Origin of the sequence: Marinomonas pontica, from assembly GCF_036322735.1 — a bacterium.
GTDB classification, from domain to species: domain Bacteria; phylum Pseudomonadota; class Gammaproteobacteria; order Pseudomonadales; family Marinomonadaceae; genus Marinomonas; species Marinomonas pontica.
In genome coordinates this window covers 2,007,330-2,024,721 of record NZ_AP027271.1, presented here as the reverse complement: position 1 = coordinate 2,024,721, position 17,392 = coordinate 2,007,330, and the positions used below count along the sequence as shown (strand labels likewise).

Sequence of the window (17,392 nt, the reverse complement as noted above, 5' to 3'; positions counted from 1 at the left end):
TCTAAATGAGACCTGAAATTATGGGTAAAAATGTTGTTATTCTAGGCACTCAATGGGGTGACGAAGGTAAAGGTAAGGTTGTTGATTTACTGACAGAAGACGTTGCTGCGGTAGTGCGTTTTCAAGGTGGTCACAATGCTGGTCACACTTTGGTTATCGATGGCAAGAAAACTGTCTTGCATTTGATTCCTTCTGGTATTTTGCGTGAAGGTGTTCAGTGTATCATTGGTAATGGTGTGGTGTTGTCACCTGCGGCTTTGAAAGCAGAGGTTCTTGAGCTTCTTGAGCAGGGCGTGCCAGCGGTTGACCGTCTTAAAATCAGTGCGGCTTGTCCTCTAATCCTTCCTTACCATATTGCTATTGACCAAGCTCGTGAGCTTGCGAAAGGCGAGAAAAAGATTGGTACTACTGGTCGTGGTATTGGGCCTGCCTATGAAGATAAAGTGGCTCGTCGAGCAATTCGTGTTGGCGACTTGTTGGACTCTGAGCGCTTTGCAGCAAAATTAAAAGAAGTGTTGGAGTACTACAACTTTGTACTGACTCAGTATCATAAAGTTGAGCCTATCTCGTTTGATGAAGTCTATGCTGCTGGTTTGGAAATGGCTGAGTTCTTGCGTCCAATGGTGGCTGACACCATTACTTTGTTGCATGATTTGCGCAAAGCGGGTGCGAACATTATGTTTGAAGGTGCTCAAGGGTCGTTGTTGGACGTGGATCACGGTACTTACCCGTATGTGACGTCTTCAAATACGACGGCTGGTGGTGCTCCTGCTGGTACAGGTTTTGGCCCGTTGTACTTGGATTATGTGTTGGGCATTACCAAAGCGTATACCACTCGCGTTGGTTCAGGTCCTTTCCCTACCGAGCTTTTTGATGAGGATGGTGAGCGTTTAGGTCGCCGCGGACATGAGTTTGGTGCCACTACTGGGCGTTCTCGTCGTTGTGGTTGGTTTGATGCGGTTGCTTTGCGCCACGCTGTTCAAATCAACTCTGTATCTGGTATGTGTTTGACCAAGCTTGATGTTTTGGATGGTTCTTCTGTTATTAAAGTATGTGTTTCATACGCTGATGCAGAGGGTAACCCAGTTGCTGGTTCTTTGGTGGACAGTGAGGGTTATGAGCAGGCTAAGCCGGTTTATGTTGAGTTACCTGGCTGGACTGAATCGACTGTTGGGGCGCCTAATTTTGAAGCGCTGCCTAAAAATGCTCAAGACTACATCCGCTTCTTGGAAGAGCAAGTGGGTGTCCCTATTGATATTATTTCGACGGGTCCTGATCGCAACGAGACAATTGTCTTACGTGACCCGTTCAAGCAATAAGTTAATTGGTACTGTTTGTTTTTCAAAAAGCCGCTTTTAGCGGCTTTTTTTGTTTATATTACAGGTTAAGTTCACCATATTAGTATTCTTTGTAAATAGAGTGAAAAGAGGGGGCTGCGTTTGAGGAGGGCTAGGGTAATATTTACAATTGAATTTATAGCAACGTGGTTGCTGTCTGAATAATGGAAATCAAGAGGGAATATTTATGGTTAAGTTGTTGCTTGCTGATGATGATGCTCGTTTGTCTGATCTAATTAAAGAGTACTTTGATGGTGAGGGTTATGATGTTACTCATGCTTGGAATGGTAGAGAAGCGTTAGAGCTGATGGCTGCAGATATGCCAGATATTGTGATTCTTGATGTGATGATGCCGGAATTGGATGGCTTTGAAACGCTAAAGCAGATCCGTAATAAAAGTGCTGTTCCAGTGATTATGTTGACGGCCAAGGGGGATGATATTGATCGCATTCTTGGTTTGGAGATGGGAGCGGATGACTACTTATCTAAACCATTTAACCCTCGTGAGTTGTTGGCTCGTATAAAGGCTATTTTGCGAAGAGCAAGTCAAGAGCGTGAAGATGATCCAACGGCGGATATTGAGCTGTCTGGTGTGTTGTTGCGTCGAAAAGATAGAACGGTCTATCTTGAAGGTGAATTGGTTGAGTTGACGACGTCTGAATACACACTGCTTGAGTGTATGTTGATGGTGCCGGGGCAGGTTTTGACCAAGCAGGAACTGTCTGAGAAGGCGTTGGGTCGTAAATTGACTATGTATGATCGAAGTCTGGATATGCACATTAGTAACTTGCGTAAAAAAATTGGTAATTTAGACAATGGTGATCCTCGCATTAAAACCGTACGGGGCGTTGGTTATATATTTGTGTCAAATGAGCAAGGTGCTTAGGTTTTCATGAAAAATACTTTTCTGCGTGTGTTTTTGGTGGTGTTGCTGTCCAATATTGTTGTCGTCAGTATTGGATTGGGAATGGTTCAATTTATCCAAAAACGCAATCAGGTTTCAGCTGACTTATTAGGTGATGTCGGTGTTCAGTTGGTGGCTGGTTATGAAAAGTTTGGTGTTGCTTCCTTAAAGGAAGAGGCAAAAAAGGCCGAGAAGCGCTTGTCCGGGACTATCTATCTTTATCAGGAAAATGGTCGTCCTCTATTGAATCCATTGCCTCGTAACTTTAGGGAGCAAAACGCACCGAGTGTTTCAGGTCGTCCTGCGGCTGATTTTTTGCACAGTCAGTTTATTCAGGTGATTGGCGGCAACAATATCCAATATTTGCTGATTTTTAAGCCAAATCCAGAGATTAATTCGCTAGCTCCTGAAGTTGTGGTGGGGTTTTCGTTATTGGGTTTATTGGTGTCCAGCGGAGTCTTGGCTTATTGGTTGTTGGGTCCTTTACTTAAGTTGCAGCGTGCTGCGCGCTCTTTTGGGCAGGGCGATATGTCTGCTCGAGTTGAGAATAAACTTGCTCGCCGCAGTGATGCGGTGGGTAAGCTGGCTCGTGAGTTTAATGAGATGGCGGTTCGTATTGAGACTTTATTATCATCGAAAGAGCGTTTGATGCGAGATGTTTCCCATGAGCTGAGAACGCCGCTGGCAAGAATTGAGGTGGCTCTAACAATCGCAGAAGACAAGTATGCGATCGAGTCCCAAAAGGGCTATCTGTGTCGAATTCGTACGGAATTGCATGAGCTTGATGAGCTGATTGGTCAGGTGCTTACTTTGAGTCGTCTGGAGGCAGCGTCACTGATCAAAGAAGAGATGGATCTTCAGGAGTGGTTGGGTGACATCGTGGATGATGTGAGTTTTGAGAGTCAGCTAAAAGGGATCTCTGTGACTAAGTTGGGTCGTGTACCAAAAACTATTTTAGGTGACCCGCTTCAATTAAGGCACGCCATTGAAAATGTGCTGCGTAACGCCTGTTTCTACGCGGGCAGTGGTGGTGTTATTGAAGTTGAAACTCAAGAAAAGTCGGGTGTGGCTTATATTTACGTGCGAGACAACGGTCCAGGCGTGTCGGACGATAAGCTGGAAAAGATCTTTCATGCTTTTTATCGATCCTCCGAGGCTCGTGAGGCAAACAGTGGCGGATTTGGTGTCGGGCTCACCATTTCTCAGCGTATAATTCGAGCTCATAAGGGGCAAATAGCGGCACGAAATCGTGATGGTGGCGGCTTGGAAGTGTGTTTTCAATTGCCTGTCGCTTAATGGCAAAAGTGATCTTCTCGATAAACCACTTGTCATTGTCTTGTTACCTAAGTAGTATGCGCATCGCAAGTTGGCCAGGCAGTCGCCGCTCAATTTATTGGGGGGAGGAAAGTCCGGGCTTCGCAGGGTAAAGTGCCAGGTAACGCCTGGGGGGCGTGAGCCTACGGAAAGTGCAGCAGAAAATACACCGCCTAAGCAGTTTACTGCCGGTAAGGTTGAAATGGTGCGGTAAGAGCGCACCGCGCGACTGGCAACAGTTCGTGGCAAGGTAAACCCCACTTGAAGCAAGACCAAATAGGAACTCTTTGGCGTGACCCGCGCTGAGTTCGGGTAGGTTGCTAAAGACGTGCAGTGATGTACGTATTAGATGAATGACTGTCCACGACAGAACCCGGCTTATCGGCCAACTTGCACATTCTCTCCCTCTGATTTTTTATCAATTTATTCAGTGTGTTACGTGTTTTTTTATGGCGTGATGATATTGGGTAAGACGAAAAGTGGTACAAAAATCAAATCGAAGAAGGTTCTCGCTACAGTCTACAGGTGTCAGATATCTGTTTAGGTTGAATGAAACTTTCTACTTCAGATATGTTCCTCCGCAAAGCCATAGAAGGCTCTCTCAGCGCATTCCTAAGCAGATAAAGACAAGCCTTAGGACTAACTCCAAGTCTCTTGCTGTGACTCGTTTGGGGGCTTTCTGGGCTCTTATAGAGCAAGCTTCAATAGCAACATCATTAATGGAACTAGAGTCGCTTTATGATCAACTAGGATCCTCAACATTTTCTGTCACTGAAAGCCCTCTGGTTTGGACTCAGAATCATCCTGCTAGTTGCATGACTTTAAGCCAAGCTTGGGTGCAATATCTTCAAGGAAAGACTTGGAAGGATAAGCATAGAAAAAATGTTGAGCAGATGTTCTTAAATATTCAGCTGTTTTTGCGTGATCAGCCTGTTGATTCATATAGGCAGACAGACATTATTGAAGCCTTATCGTCAATAGCAAAGCTGCCTCAGAGGAATCGCAAGCCGTATAGTGAAATGCCTTTGCAGGATATGATTGATCTGTATGTTCCTGAAGAGCTGCGAATTTCAGACAAAACTGTAAAAGAGCATTTAAAGATCATGATTGGTTTGTTCTCTGAGTATTTGGTTAAAGAGGTAAAGGTCTTAGTGACATCGCCAACTGAAGGTGTGACATTCAAATCAGCAGTTAAGCGATTTGGCTCATTTTCTGATTCGGAGGTAAGTGAAATCCTTGATGGTGCCAAAGAAAAGCCTGAGTGGTTTTATTGGTTCGCAATGATGGGGGCTTATACCGGTGCGCGTAGGTCAGAAATTGCAGGTTTAATGAAGTCTGACTTTGATGTGTGTCGAGATACTGGAAGAGCTTATTTTCGTATTAAGGAGGGTAAAACGCTTTCTTCTGTCAGGATTGTTCCACTTGGCCGTGAACTATTAGATTCTGGCTTTATGGAATATTTGTCATCAGTTGAGCAGGAAAGGGTGTTTGATACGGCATACAGGAGCCCTAACAGAGTCACTGATTTGTTTGGCTCATTGGTACCTAGTGCGAAGGATATGTATGGAGATCGACTGGTGTTTCATTCATTGCGTCACACCTTTATCACTAAGGCTAGGATGGCGGGTCTATCCACTAGTTTAGTTCAACAGTATGTTGGGCATTCTCTAACTGGTGGAGGTGTAACGGATCGTTATACGCATAGGTTTACTGTGGGAAGTTTAGTGTCAGTCTGTGATGTGATCAGTTATCGAGTCCTTTAGTGCTTAAAATTCGCCCTGAGTTGGGGTGTGATATGGTCGACTGCTAGTTGATCTGGAGGCTAGATATACTGCCAGGTTAAAAGTTTAAGGGAAAACGCGGATGGACTGATATTTCGAAGGGGAGATCCATCCGTTTTTGTGAACCTTAGATTATCCAAAGTTATCAGCTTAATGGTGTGTTACCTAAGCCCTTACAGTCAATAATTGCTCGTAAAAATCTAATCCTATACCTTTTGCTAGTTCAGCACAGGACTTTAAAAGAATTAAGTCCGATTGATGAAGGCCTCTTGATGCGGCATGTAGACCAATTCCTTTAGTAACCAACTTTGCTGCATTTATATAAAACTCTGCTTGATCTGTATGGGATAGTTCAATTGCATAAACCCTAGCCTCACCTACTAATACAAATGCAGCTAGAACTTTAATGTGACAGTCATTGATTGCTTCTTTAGGTAAGGATTTCATCCATGCAGTGGTTAATTTTTTTGCCAGTGTGCTTATTTCCGGTTTGGTCAGTTCTGATATATGGCAATGCTCATCCATGGAAATGTTAGATAAGCCTAATTGAACTAGTTCAGCTACATCGCTAGATTTTGAGCTTTTAAAAAAACCAAACATAAAACTTCCTTTTATTATCAATACTAAAATTTGATGTGATTGAATGTATCACGTTAATTCAATATTGGACAAATGAAGTTGATCTTAAATTTAGCTACGTAAAGTCTTTCTTGCCTGATTTCTTTTGTTGGTAAGTCATAAAACGGATGGACGGATTACTATTTATAGAAATCCATCCATCCGTTTTTTACTTAAGCTGCTTCATTTATTGAGTAGCTGCCATCTTCGTTCTCTCTAACTTTGTTGGCTGCAATTAGGTTTTTGCGAGCTTCCCTGTACTGCTTTCCTTTTGACTCATTACTTATCGAGTCTGTACAGGCTTCAATGTACGCCTGCTGCCACTTCTTCTTATCTGAATTAAAGCAAGATTGTGCTAAATCTTCCTTACTTTGCTTCTGTTCATTTGAGCTAGTGGAGGCTGTTGATGTGACCACACAAGCTCCTGTAATAGATTTTCCTTTACTGCTAACTAGTCCTAGATCAACTGCTTTAATCTCGAAATGTTTAACAGAAATAGAATCGTCAGCGTCTTTCATTTTGTCGCATGAAAACGAGCATTTCTTATCCTTCCCGGCAACTTCAAAGCTGAAGTCTACGTTGGCTTTTAAAGCAGAGGCACCTCTGGCTCCGTTACTAGTGGATTTGCCTGTGTGGTGAACTAGGATGATGGTACACCCATACTTCAGGCGGATATCTTCAAGCCTGTTAATAAACCTAGCCATGTCGTCATTGCTGTTCTCTTCACTCTCCATCAAGTGACGTGACAGAGTATCTATAATGATGACTTCAGGCGGAGTCTCTAGTTCCTTGATTGCTTGTTCAACCAGTTTGTATCCATCGGAAGTGTCTAGTCCAATGGCTCGGTTAGAGATATGAAGCTTTTCACGATCAATTTCTAGGTTGTATTCCTTTTCAATTGCTTTGAGGCGGCGAGCAAGGCCGCTAAGACCCTCTCCAGCCATTACCAAAACATTACCTTTCTTTGTATCTTTGTCGAACCATGGAAGACCGTTGGCAATCATAGCACCCATACTCAGGATGATGTGGGATTTACCTGAGCCCGAAGCGCCGTAAATCATACCTACAGAATTGCTTGGAATGATGTCTTCGATCAACCAGTCGATTTCTAAAGGTTGGTTGTATAGTTCATTAAGCTTGATGAAGTTGTAGTGAATAACTTGGTTCATTACATTTCCTCCGTCGCATTGTTAGTGCAGTCAGAGGTCTGGCTGGTTGGCTCTGGGCTAGTAATCAATTTATATTCAGCTTGGCGTTTCTTGTTGGATAAGCCTGATGTATTGCTGCAGATCAACTCTGACTCAATGCGGTAACCTGAATTATTTAATTTGCAGATGACTGCACTAGGGCACTTAATTCCAAGGTCTTCAAGTATGTCCGTTGTAACTGTTTTTCTGGATTGAAGTACCGCAAGAACTAATTCAGCTTGTGTGTATTTTTGATTTTGTGTTTTAAGGATGGGTTTTTTGTTTGTCATGTAATGCACCTTCTAAATTAATTGTTGCGCCGCTGTTGGCGTAGGTGCATTACAAAGCTTTTAAAATTTTGCTCCCTCACAGGTGGGGAAAGGTAATTCCCTAGGTGGGGATATTTCTGTTAGTTCTTTTGTTCCTCAAGATGTTTCATTGCATCAGTTAATAGGCGCTCGTCCACTTTGCTGAGACCATAATTGTTAACTCCTAGATCTGCTGCTAGTTCAATTAACAGTTCTTTGATTTGGCTTTTGTTTGGAGATTTTCCAGAAGCGTATTTTGGATTTTTTGCCAAATGATGCATAAGTAACGCTATAACTTTGAGGGCTGTTCTGGGCGCGTTATCCCTTGTGTTGCTTGTTGTAGGCTTGTTACCGAGTGTCTGGCTAGTTGGTGCGGATTTGGATACAAGTACATGATCTAGGGTAATCGAAGCGTACTCAGGTAGGTTTTCTTCCCAGTCATAAATTTCACGCTCGGTTTTCCAAAAATCAAATTCTTGGTTTTCTACCACTGTTGCTTGCTCACGGAATAGCTCAACTTCTGAGAAACATTGGTTGATGATTAAATGCTTGATAGCGGTCTTATTGAGAGCTAAGGGTTGGCCTAACTGAATATCAACGTACTGTAGATGGTTTAACATTGGCTGATATTGGTCTATGAACTCGCCTGGTACGACATGATGAAGCTCGCCAGCTCTGCAGGGTACTAATGTCTCGCGGATGTCTTTGTCCGAAATGACGTACAGCGAGCAATTTCCTTCTAGGGCTTCGAAGAGTATGTCTCTTGGTTCTTTTTTGTGTTTTGTAGATGCTTCTGTGATCTTTAGTAGATCCCTAATGTTGATTGTCATTTCAGTTTGTCTAATTGCTAGGTTGGCAGCTAATTGAAGCTCAATGATGAGCTAAAGGCAATCTAGTGGTGAATGTGGTAACTGTTTGTTTTGCTAGTGTCGGTTGGGGGTTGGTATGCCCATATTTGTTTGACTTCCACTGCAAATAAAATGGATGGACGGATATTCTTTAGGAAAGATACATCCGTCCGAGTTTATCTAGGTGATTGGATCAAATGTACTTTAATCGCCCCTAGTTTCCCTTCAGTCTCGCAGTTTGGGTGGAGTTTAAGGCTGCATACTTGAGCGTACACTTTGCGGTATATGAGATCTGGTTGAATTTTCTAAAGGCGTAGTTCTTGTTTCTTCTTCAGATGTCGTTACACCATCCCCCCACACTGTTTCTGATTTTAAACTATCAGAATTTATTCTCTGATTTAATTTAACTATAATGTAAATTTTTGAGTGGTGAATGTCTCCCTAGTTCAAAATGTTTCGTGAGCTAGCGGTATGTGTATGTAAACATGTATCAATTAGAAGATGTCGGCTATCCATGATACTAAGTGTTGAGTACAGCTAGAGATGTTGCATGAATGATATTTTACCTACGTCTGCTTACAGTTGTTGACTTGTTCGGGGTGGTTTGTTGGTGTGGCGACGAAAAAATATATTCAGATTAAAGTGTTATTGGAAACCAGTAAAATGCATTGTATTCTACTTAAGTTGATGTGTGTTTATTGAGCTTTTAAGGATGAATATGTTCACTGTAATAGTAGTTGTGCTGTCTCTGGTCTTTCTAATTCCCTCATCTGGCTTGTCGCTTCTGGGGCTTGCTGTTTATCTATTTATAAAGTTTTATACCAAACATTTAAGGGTCGAGTCAGTCATTGCTCAAGTGGCAAGTGAAGGCTGGGGGCATTGTTGCGTTAATATTCCTTACAGCGAAGTGGTGGCTTATGCTCAGGGTAGTGAGAGTATTATTGATGTTCAAGGAGAAATGGTTACTTTTATAGCTAATGTTAAAGGGAGTGAGTATGAGGTGGTAGTGAATCGTGAACCTTTAGGTAGGAAAGCGATAATCGAATCGACTTTAATTAATTGATGTCGTTGTGTAAATATCTTAAATGCCAAGTGTTGATTTTTGAAAAGTTATAATATTTATAAGGACGTTTAGTGATGTGGTGGATTGTTGGATTAGTAGTAGTTTGGTTTTTATGGCGGTTAGCAACTGGTCGAGCAAGAAGAGAGCATACTATAAAAGATGCAATAGGTAGGGCTTTTATCGCTAACACTAAATTAGGGCGAGATTGGATTGATACGCCTATTTATTGGGAGGCTGCGGAAAGGTTTGCTTTGGATAGGGGGGTTGAGGTTAAACGCTATTATAACGAGCCTCCTTCCTTCTCCCTTGATATGAGGGTAAATGGCGAAGATGTTTTTGTTCTGATGATGCGAGATCAGTTAAACGGCACGACTTCAATAAGTGTAGCAAAAAAAGAAGACGTTTTTTCTAAGATTAGTGAGAGGTTGGGAAAATAAGTTTAAGGGGGGATTAGTAAAAATTAAGTCAGCTGTAATTAAATGTTAATTGGCTGACTTAATCGCATATCAACTAATTGTATTTGTTTAGGTGGGTGTGCACCCTCATCTGCATTGGCAGTAAATCATTGAATTCTGTCTCAATTAGTCTTGCATCCGGCCAACGATATAAATTTGTCGAAAATAACTAGAAATTTATATTTTGTTTCAATCAATGTCGAGAGGCTAGGGTTCATTGGACAAGCAACAATCATTTTTGCGTTCGCTCCAGATGCGCCAAAATTACGGTAATCCATGTAGGATTGAAATTCATGCTCATTTCCACATGCACACTGAAATGGCTTTCCATCGTAAGCAGACATATCTCTTTTGTATGGTACTTCAGTTCCGGCTTGGATTAAAAATGCCTCTAAGTTTAAAATTTTCATGTTTTCCTTCACATATCTCACTGTCATTAACAAAATTATGTCAAACTTAAATGGGTGATCTCCATTTATGCTTATATTAAATAGATTGGTAATAGGAAACAAATTAAATATGGTTTAATTATGTCGACTTAAGCTCATCAGAGTGGCGAATCTACTATGAATCATCTCTCATGTGTCGATGCTGCTTTACCTGTAAGTGTCGTAAAACCGTAAAGAACTATTGCCTGGTTATATGAATGAACTGATTTCATGAAAGCAACTTACAGTACGAGTTAATCTTTCTATCTCAAGCCTAGTGACGGCCTTCGCCCCAATTTACTTGCCATCATACTTCGCATTCTTTGTATGCTGAACTGCTACAACATGATTTATCTGCTTATAAATGATGCGCGATGTCTTTTGACTTTTTCGTATGTTTTTCTAGCGTTGTTTGCTTAGTACAAAAAGTGGTACAATTTTACCTAGTTAATACGTGTTGCTGAATAATTGATGGTCTTGTTCGTGGCAAGGTAAACCCCACTTGAAGCAAGACCAAATAGGAACTCATTGGTGTGACCCGCACTGAGTTCGGGTAGGTTGCTAAAGACGTGCAGTGATGTACGTATTAGATGAATGACTGTCCACGACAGAACCCGGCTTATCGGCCAACTTGCACATTTTCATTTCTAGTTACTCTTCTGGTTTTCGAAAATACCACTCCTTGGTATGTATTTCTTTTTCTTATCTTATAAATATTTTGTCTAAATGTCCTTTTAGCGTTAGGGGATGTTTGGCTGCTTTTTCGTTGTTTTGCTTCTCTCTTTTTCTGGTTTTTATCTCCTTTACAAAATCATTGCATCTATTTTTGCCTATTTGGTTGGATTTTTTTTACTCTTTTTCATAAATAGTGTTAAATTGTGGGATAAAGTGTCGATAAGTGGGATATGGAAATGTTTCGTGGGATTCATCAGGTAAGTGTCGATGTGAAGGGGCGAATGTCGCTCCCTGCACGCTTACGCGATGATCTTGCCCAATATGATGACGATGGCGTTGTTGTGACCATTGATCCTGTTTCTCGATGTTTGTTGCTGTATCCCTTGTCTGAATGGGAGTTGATTCAACAGAAATTGGATAAGTTGCCTACTTTCCAGCCTCAAGCACGCCGTCTTCAGCGTCTTTTGGTGGGACATGCAACGGATTTAGAAGTGGATAAAGCGGGACGGATTTTACTGCCTGCTCCTCTGCGTGAATTTGCTCGATTAGACAAAAAAATAACGATCCTTGGCCAAGGTAAAAAGTTAGAGATTTGGAGCCAAGAAGAGTGGGAAGCACAGCGTGAAGATTACTTGTCTCAAGATGCTCTTGAGGACTTACAAACTGAAACCATGATGGATATTTCTTTATGACAAAGACGATGGCAGAACACATTAGCGTCATGCTTAATGAGTCCGTCGATATGCTGGTTACTGATACCAACGGCCTTTATGTTGATGGGACGTTTGGTCGAGGAGGGCATACTCGTTTGGTTTTGGATCGACTTGATCAAGGGCGGTTGCTTGGTTTTGATAAAGACCCAGTCGCTATTGGTCATGGTCGAGCGTTAGAACAAGAAGACAGTCGTTTTTCTATTGTGCAAGACAGCTTTGCGAATATGTCTGAACACATATCTGCCGTCTTTGGTGTAGATAAAGTGGACGGTGTGATGATGGATTTGGGTGTTTCATCCCCCCAAATTGATGATGCGGAACGCGGCTTTAGTTTTATGAATGACGGCCCCCTCGATATGCGGATGAACCCAGATCAAGGGCTAAGTGCAGCACAGTGGATTGCGACCGTAAGTGAAAAAGACATGGCGGATGTGATGTACCAATACGGAGAAGAACGGTTTTCTCGTCGTATTGCAAAAGCTATCTGCGAATATCGAGCTCATACCCCCATCCTTACCACTCTCCAGCTGTCTAAAATTGTCGCAGAGGCAAATCCCGCTTGGGAGAAAGGCAAGAACCCAGCAACACGCGCATTTCAGGGTATTCGAATTCATATTAATAATGAATTGGGTGATTTGGAAGTTGGCCTTGATGCCGCGGCAGAAGCGTTAAAAGTGGGTGGTCGTTTGGCGGTTATTAGCTTCCATTCCCTTGAAGATCGTATTGTTAAACGCTTTATGAAGTTGAAATCGAAGGGGCCTGAGTTGCCAAGACATTTGCCCATTCAGAACGCGCATTTGGATATCAAGTTCAAAACGGTAGGTAAGGCCATCAAGCCATCAAAATCGGAAGTCAGTGAGAACGTTCGCTCTCGTAGTGCTGTATTGCGCGTTTTGGAGCGAGTGAGTGATTAAGTTTCGCTTTTCGCCGTTGCTGTTTGCTATCGGCGTTTTGCTTTTGTCGATGGTGTCTGTCGGCGTGGTTATTCAAGTGTATGATTTTAGGAAAGATTTTTCCTATCTGCAGACATTGAAACAAGATGAAGTGGATTACGAAGTGAAATGGGGGCAGTTGCTTTTAGAACAAAGTGCGCTGACCCAGCCTAGTCGTTTAGAGCAAGCGGCTATTAAAGATTTAAACATGCATGCACCCTCTCAGGATGAATTGATAATAGTGAAGCCATGAATATTGAAAATAGTGTTCACACCCCAGGAAAATGGCGCTTTAGGTTTGTATATGGCATTGCTTTGTTGCTGTTTCTTGTTGCAGGTGGTCGTCTGTTTTATTTGACGGTCGTTGACAAGGCTTTTTTGCAAAATCAAGGTGAAATTCGTGCTGTGCGAACGGAGTCCATTCCCGCGACAAGAGGGATGATTTTGGATCGTCGGGGTGAGCCTCTTGCTGTTAGCACGCCAACCTGGACGATTATTGCGAACCCCAAAGCGTTGTGGAAAATGCCGGTTGATCCTTCATCAAATATGGGGCCTGAGCAAGAGATCAAACGCTTAGCGGAAGTGATGGGGGTGGGTCGAGCTTGGTTGCAAGAGAAGTTTGAGGCCAATAAAACGCGTTCCTTCATGTATCTAAGACGTCAAATCTCACCTCATGAAGCGGATGCTATCATGGCGGCGGATGTGGTGGGCGTCAGTAAAACGAAAGAGTATAAGCGCTTTTACCCAGCAGGAGAGGTGGCTTCTCATGTGGTTGGGTTTACAAATATTGATGATAAAGGTCAAGAGGGAATAGAGCTTGCCTATGACCAAGCACTAGAAGGTCAACCTGGCCGTCGAAGCTATGTGAAAGACCTGTCCGGTAATATTATTCGTGGTGTGGGGGTCGAAGAGGCTGAGCATCCTGGTGAAAACATTGAGTTGAGTATTGATCTTAGGTTGCAATATTTGGCTTATCGAGAGTTAAAGGCTGCAGTAACAGAGCATCGTGCTACCTCGGCTTCTGCGGTTATATTGGATGTGAAAACAGGTGAGATTTTAGCGATGGTGAACCAGCCATCCTACAACCCAAATGATCGTTCAAAACTGGAATATGAAGAATTGCGAAATCGTGCTGTCATCGATTTATTTGAACCTGGTTCTACCATGAAGCCTTTCACTATATCAGCGGCTTTAATGTCAGGTCAGTACAGTACTGAAACGACAATCGATACGTCGCCGGGGTATTTGCGATTTGGTCGTTTTACCATTCGTGATGCGGCTAATTACGGCGTCATTGATTTTGAAAAATTGCTGATTAAGTCAAGTAACGTGGGCGCTTCTAAAGTTGCCCTGTCCCTGCCCCAAGATGCGGTCTGGAATATGGACTACGAACTGGGTATTGGTTCACCCGTCGGTATTGGTTTTCCCGGCGAAGCATCTGGCGTTCTTCCTTCTCATCCTAAATGGCACCCATCAGAAATTGCGACCTTGTCGTATGGCTATGGGTTGTCTGTGTCGACGTTGCAGTTGGCTCAAGCTTACATGACATTGGCAAATGGAGGCTACCGAGTACCTGTTACCATCTTTAAGCAGGACGTTCCGGCGGATGGAAAGCAAGTGATACCTCATAAAATTGCTCAAGATGTTGTGAAAATGATGGAATCTGTTGTGCAGAAAGGTTCTGGTAAAGCGGCGAAAATTCCAGGTTATCGGGTTGCTGGAAAGACAGGTACTGTGCATAAAGTGGGCACCAAAGGGTATGAATATGATCAATATATCGCTCTTTTTGCTGGGGTTGCGCCTGCATCAAACCCAAGATTGGCTATGGTGGTGATGATTAATGACCCTAAAGGGAGAGAATATTATGGTGGCGAAGTGGCGGCTCCGGTATTTTCTCGCGTGATGGAGGGTGCATTGACTACCTTGAATATATATCCCGATCTACCGGAAGGTCTGCGAGAAGTTCGCTTAGAACCTAAGAAAGTTCCTTACCAAGTTGTACAAGGTGGTTAGATGGGGCAATTAACACATACGCAATTGCTTAATTTGGCGGGTTATCCTTCACAGGGTAATCCGCATTCTGCTTTATATAGCCGACTCGAAACCGACAGCCGAAAGGTTGATGCTAGCAGTGTTTTTTTTGCTTTGCCTGGCGTTTCTTCAAATGGTTGGGACTATTTGGACGCGGTGGTGGCGCTTGGCTGTAAGATTGCGGTCGTTCCTGCTGAATTAAACTTGACGCGTCAGGACATTGATCTTGTGGCAGTGGCTGATCCAGCAATGCTGTTGGTGGATTGCCTGCATCAATATTTTGGTGCAATGCCTCAGAAAATGGTGGCGGTGACAGGTACCAATGGTAAGTCTTCTATTTGTTTTTATATTGCTCAATTAGCCAAATATGTTGGTTTTAATAGTGGCTTAGTGGGTACGTTTGGCGTTGGTTCGCTGGGGGCGTTGTCGGAAGCGAAACAAACCACACCGGATCTGTTGTCAATGCACAATACGTTAATGTCTCTTGCTGAGTCGGGTGTGAATTTTGTGGCTTTTGAGGTGTCATCTCATGCGCTGGATCAGGGGCGAATTGTCGGTGTGCCATTTCAAACGGCGGTATTCTCGAATCTTTCTCGTGACCATCTAGATTATCATGGAGACATGGCGTCTTATGCTGCAGCAAAACAGCGATTGTTTGCGTTTGACAGTTTATCTCATTCTGTTTTTTGCCTTGATGATGAATATGCTGGCTTTATGGCTGAAGCGGCTGTTGGTTCAGAGTGTCATTATTATAGCGAGCAAAACAGCCAGGCTGATTTTTATGTGAAAGGGCTGACATTTGAGCCATCGGGTTGTCGTTTTACTTTATGTCACCCAGATGGTGAGAGCGATGTTTTTTTACCTTTGCTAGGGCGCTTCAACGTGCAAAATGCGTTGGCGGCATTGGCGAGTCTTTGGTATGACGTAACCGATAAAGATACGTTGATTGCCGGCTTGTCTATGTTGTGTGGGGCGCCAGGAAGAATGGACAAGGTACAGTTGTCAGGGGCACCACTGGTGGTGGTGGATTATGCCCATACTCCAGATGCTTTAAAAGTCGCACTGCAGGCGCTAAAGGAGCATTCCCAAGGCCGACTTATTTGTGTATTTGGCTGTGGTGGTGATAGGGATCGAGGTAAGCGGCCATTGATGATGGAAGCGGCCATGCAATATGCCGATTATGTTTGGCTGACGTCTGATAATCCGCGAACTGAGTCGATCGATCAAATATTTTCGGACGTTTTGTCTGAGACAAAATCTGGCGACTCATACAGTTTTGAGCCAGATCGTCGAAAGGCTATTCGCCATGCTGTTGCATCTGCAAGTGTTAATGATGTGATTCTAATTGCTGGAAAAGGGCATGAATCTTATCAGGATATTCAGGGCGTGAAGCATCATTTTGATGACAAAGAAGAGGCGTTGAAAGCGGTGGAAGCGTATGTTGATTAAGCTGACGTTATCGGATGTTGCAAAAGCCTGTGGCGGTGAGTTGTTTGGGCCTGATCGTGTATTAGAGTCTGTGGTGACTGATACTAGAAAAGTAGTTGCCGGGGCGCTCTTTGTTGCTATAAAAGGCGATCGCTTCGATGGTCATGATTATGTCTCTCAAGCGATGCAAAATGGTGCTGTTGCTGCGGTAGTGAGCCGCGATGTTGATTCGTCAAATTACATCAAGGTTGCCGACACCGTTTTGGCTTATGGTGCGATTGCTCGCTTAGTAAGAGAGGCATTTAAAGGGCCTGTTGTATGTATTACCGGCAGTAATGGTAAAACAACCGTAAAAGATTGGCTGGCTCAATCACTTGATGACAGAAATGTGTTAAAAACACGCGCCAATTTGAACAATCAAGTGGGTGTGCCGCAAACGCTTCTTGAATTAGAGAGTGTTTATGATGTGGCAGTAATCGAGGCTGGAACCAGTTTTACTGGCGAAATACCTTTGCTTGCCAACGTGGCATTTCCGGATATTGTGATATTGACCAACGCAAGCGGTAGTCACTTTGAAGGGCTTGGTGGGCTTGAGGCCATTGCGCAAGAAAAAGGTGGGTTGATTTCAGGATCGGCTCCCAACGCCAGTATTGTGTTGAATGCGGATGATCAATATTTTTCATATTGGTGCGGCTTGGCTTCTGGTCGCAAAGTGTATTCTTTTGGCTTTTCGAGTGCGGCTGATCTTTACGCGTCTGAGGTTGAATTGGATGCCGAATTCAGTGAAGCGGTGTTTCATTATGGCGGGCATTCATTGCCAGTCGTAATTGCTGGTGCCGGGAAGCATCAAATTGCCAATGGCATGGCGGTTGTATTGGCTATGTTGCTAATGGGGATTGATTTTAAACGAGCGACTGATAAATTAGCCGCGCCCGTCTTGGTGTCAGGTAGATTGGAGCGATTAACATCAAAAAATGGCGCTCTGCTAATTAATGATTGTTACAATGCTAGCCCAAAATCGGTTGAAGCCGCTATTGATGTTCTGTCTATGCAATCTGCTAATGAAACCTGGTTGGTTTTGGGTGCGCTGGGCGAACTTGGCTCTCAACGAGATGCGATACATCATGGATTAGGTGTGTATGCAAAAAACAAGGGGGTTTCGCATTTGATTTGTGTCGGTCCTATAGCGGGTATTGCGGGTGAAGCGTTTAAAGAGTTGGGTGGTAACGCTATTTTTTGTAATACCCATGAGGAGGCGGCAACGGTGGTTCGTCCTCTTGATAAAAAACACGCCATTTTAGTGAAAGGCTCCCGCTCCGCTAAAATGGAAAACGTCATTGAAGCATTAATTAATTAGGATAATCCTTAAC

General features: G+C 43.2%; 17 protein-coding genes and 1 other RNA gene. 13 read left to right on the top strand and 5 right to left on the bottom strand.

The window, feature by feature from the left end; all coding sequences use genetic code 11:
* The first annotated feature begins 20 nt into the window (after positions 1-20).
* The 5 genes from AABA11_RS09540 to AABA11_RS09520 all read left to right on the top strand — a co-directional run bounded on the left by AABA11_RS09540 (position 21) and on the right by AABA11_RS09520 (position 5,318).
* A complete protein-coding gene (locus tag AABA11_RS09540; protein ID WP_338269651.1) occupies positions 21-1,319 on the top strand; it encodes an adenylosuccinate synthase in 1,299 nt (432 codons plus the stop codon).
* A gap of 205 nt (positions 1,320-1,524) precedes the next feature.
* Positions 1,525-2,223, top strand: a complete 699-nt coding sequence (locus tag AABA11_RS09535; RefSeq protein WP_265728218.1) for a response regulator transcription factor — start codon at positions 1,525-1,527, stop codon at positions 2,221-2,223.
* A 6-nt stretch (positions 2,224-2,229) separates the two neighbouring features.
* On the top strand, positions 2,230-3,537 hold the full coding sequence (locus tag AABA11_RS09530; protein WP_338267333.1) for a HAMP domain-containing sensor histidine kinase: 1,308 nt from the start codon (positions 2,230-2,232) through the stop codon (positions 3,535-3,537).
* Between the two features lie 66 nt (positions 3,538-3,603).
* An RNA gene (rnpB, locus tag AABA11_RS09525) (RNase P RNA component class A) lies at positions 3,604-3,952 on the top strand.
* Between the two features lie 262 nt (positions 3,953-4,214).
* A complete protein-coding gene (locus AABA11_RS09520) occupies positions 4,215-5,318 on the top strand; it encodes a tyrosine-type recombinase/integrase (RefSeq protein WP_338267331.1) in 1,104 nt (367 codons plus the stop codon).
* 183 nt (positions 5,319-5,501) lie between these two features.
* Here the strand turns inward: AABA11_RS09520 and AABA11_RS09515 are convergent, their stop codons facing one another.
* The 4 genes from AABA11_RS09515 to AABA11_RS09500 all read right to left on the bottom strand — a co-directional run bounded on the left by AABA11_RS09515 (position 5,502) and on the right by AABA11_RS09500 (position 8,279).
* Entirely contained in the window at positions 5,502-5,936 is a 435-nt protein-coding gene (locus tag AABA11_RS09515; protein WP_338267329.1) for a hypothetical protein, read from the bottom strand.
* Positions 5,937-6,127: 191 nt separating this feature from the next.
* Positions 6,128-7,123 (bottom strand): AAA family ATPase, encoded by a 996-nt coding sequence (locus AABA11_RS09510; RefSeq protein ID WP_338267327.1) that lies wholly within the window; start codon positions 7,121-7,123, stop codon positions 6,128-6,130.
* Entirely contained in the window at positions 7,123-7,431 is a 309-nt protein-coding gene (locus AABA11_RS09505) for a helix-turn-helix domain-containing protein (RefSeq protein ID WP_338267325.1), read from the bottom strand. Before AABA11_RS09505 ends, AABA11_RS09510 begins: the two co-directional genes overlap by 1 nt.
* A gap of 119 nt (positions 7,432-7,550) precedes the next feature.
* Positions 7,551-8,279, bottom strand: a complete 729-nt coding sequence (locus AABA11_RS09500) for a hypothetical protein (RefSeq protein ID WP_338267323.1) — start codon at positions 8,277-8,279, stop codon at positions 7,551-7,553.
* Positions 8,280-9,015: 736 nt separating this feature from the next.
* On the opposite strand from AABA11_RS09500, the gene AABA11_RS09495 reads away from it, so the two are divergent.
* Positions 9,016-9,360, top strand: coding sequence for a hypothetical protein (locus AABA11_RS09495; protein WP_338267320.1), 345 nt, complete (start codon positions 9,016-9,018; stop codon positions 9,358-9,360).
* A 71-nt stretch (positions 9,361-9,431) separates the two neighbouring features.
* A complete protein-coding gene (locus AABA11_RS09490) occupies positions 9,432-9,797 on the top strand; it encodes a hypothetical protein (RefSeq protein WP_338267318.1) in 366 nt (121 codons plus the stop codon).
* Positions 9,798-9,937: 140 nt separating this feature from the next.
* Here the strand turns inward: AABA11_RS09490 and AABA11_RS09485 are convergent, their stop codons facing one another.
* Positions 9,938-10,225 (bottom strand): hypothetical protein, encoded by a 288-nt coding sequence (locus AABA11_RS09485; RefSeq protein WP_338267316.1) that lies wholly within the window; start codon positions 10,223-10,225, stop codon positions 9,938-9,940.
* A gap of 929 nt (positions 10,226-11,154) precedes the next feature.
* On the opposite strand from AABA11_RS09485, the gene mraZ reads away from it, so the two are divergent.
* From mraZ to AABA11_RS09455, 6 genes are read left to right on the top strand one after another with little or no spacing between them, the layout of a single operon-like run.
* A complete protein-coding gene (gene mraZ / locus AABA11_RS09480) occupies positions 11,155-11,610 on the top strand; it encodes a division/cell wall cluster transcriptional repressor MraZ (RefSeq protein WP_265728233.1) in 456 nt (151 codons plus the stop codon).
* Positions 11,607-12,545, top strand: coding sequence for a 16S rRNA (cytosine(1402)-N(4))-methyltransferase RsmH (rsmH, locus tag AABA11_RS09475; RefSeq protein ID WP_338267314.1), 939 nt, complete (start codon positions 11,607-11,609; stop codon positions 12,543-12,545). The genes mraZ and rsmH overlap by 4 nt, the downstream gene beginning before the upstream one ends.
* Positions 12,538-12,816, top strand: coding sequence for a cell division protein FtsL (gene ftsL / locus AABA11_RS09470; protein ID WP_265728216.1), 279 nt, complete (start codon positions 12,538-12,540; stop codon positions 12,814-12,816). Before rsmH ends, ftsL begins: the two co-directional genes overlap by 8 nt.
* Positions 12,813-14,576, top strand: a complete 1,764-nt coding sequence (locus AABA11_RS09465) for a peptidoglycan D,D-transpeptidase FtsI family protein (protein ID WP_338267311.1) — start codon at positions 12,813-12,815, stop codon at positions 14,574-14,576. Before ftsL ends, AABA11_RS09465 begins: the two co-directional genes overlap by 4 nt.
* Complete coding sequence (locus AABA11_RS09460; RefSeq protein WP_338267309.1) at positions 14,577-16,043, top strand: UDP-N-acetylmuramoyl-L-alanyl-D-glutamate--2,6-diaminopimelate ligase; 1,467 nt, start codon at positions 14,577-14,579, stop codon at positions 16,041-16,043.
* A complete protein-coding gene (locus AABA11_RS09455; RefSeq protein ID WP_338267307.1) occupies positions 16,033-17,379 on the top strand; it encodes a UDP-N-acetylmuramoyl-tripeptide--D-alanyl-D-alanine ligase in 1,347 nt (448 codons plus the stop codon). Before AABA11_RS09460 ends, AABA11_RS09455 begins: the two co-directional genes overlap by 11 nt.
* Positions 17,380-17,392 lie beyond the last annotated feature (13 nt).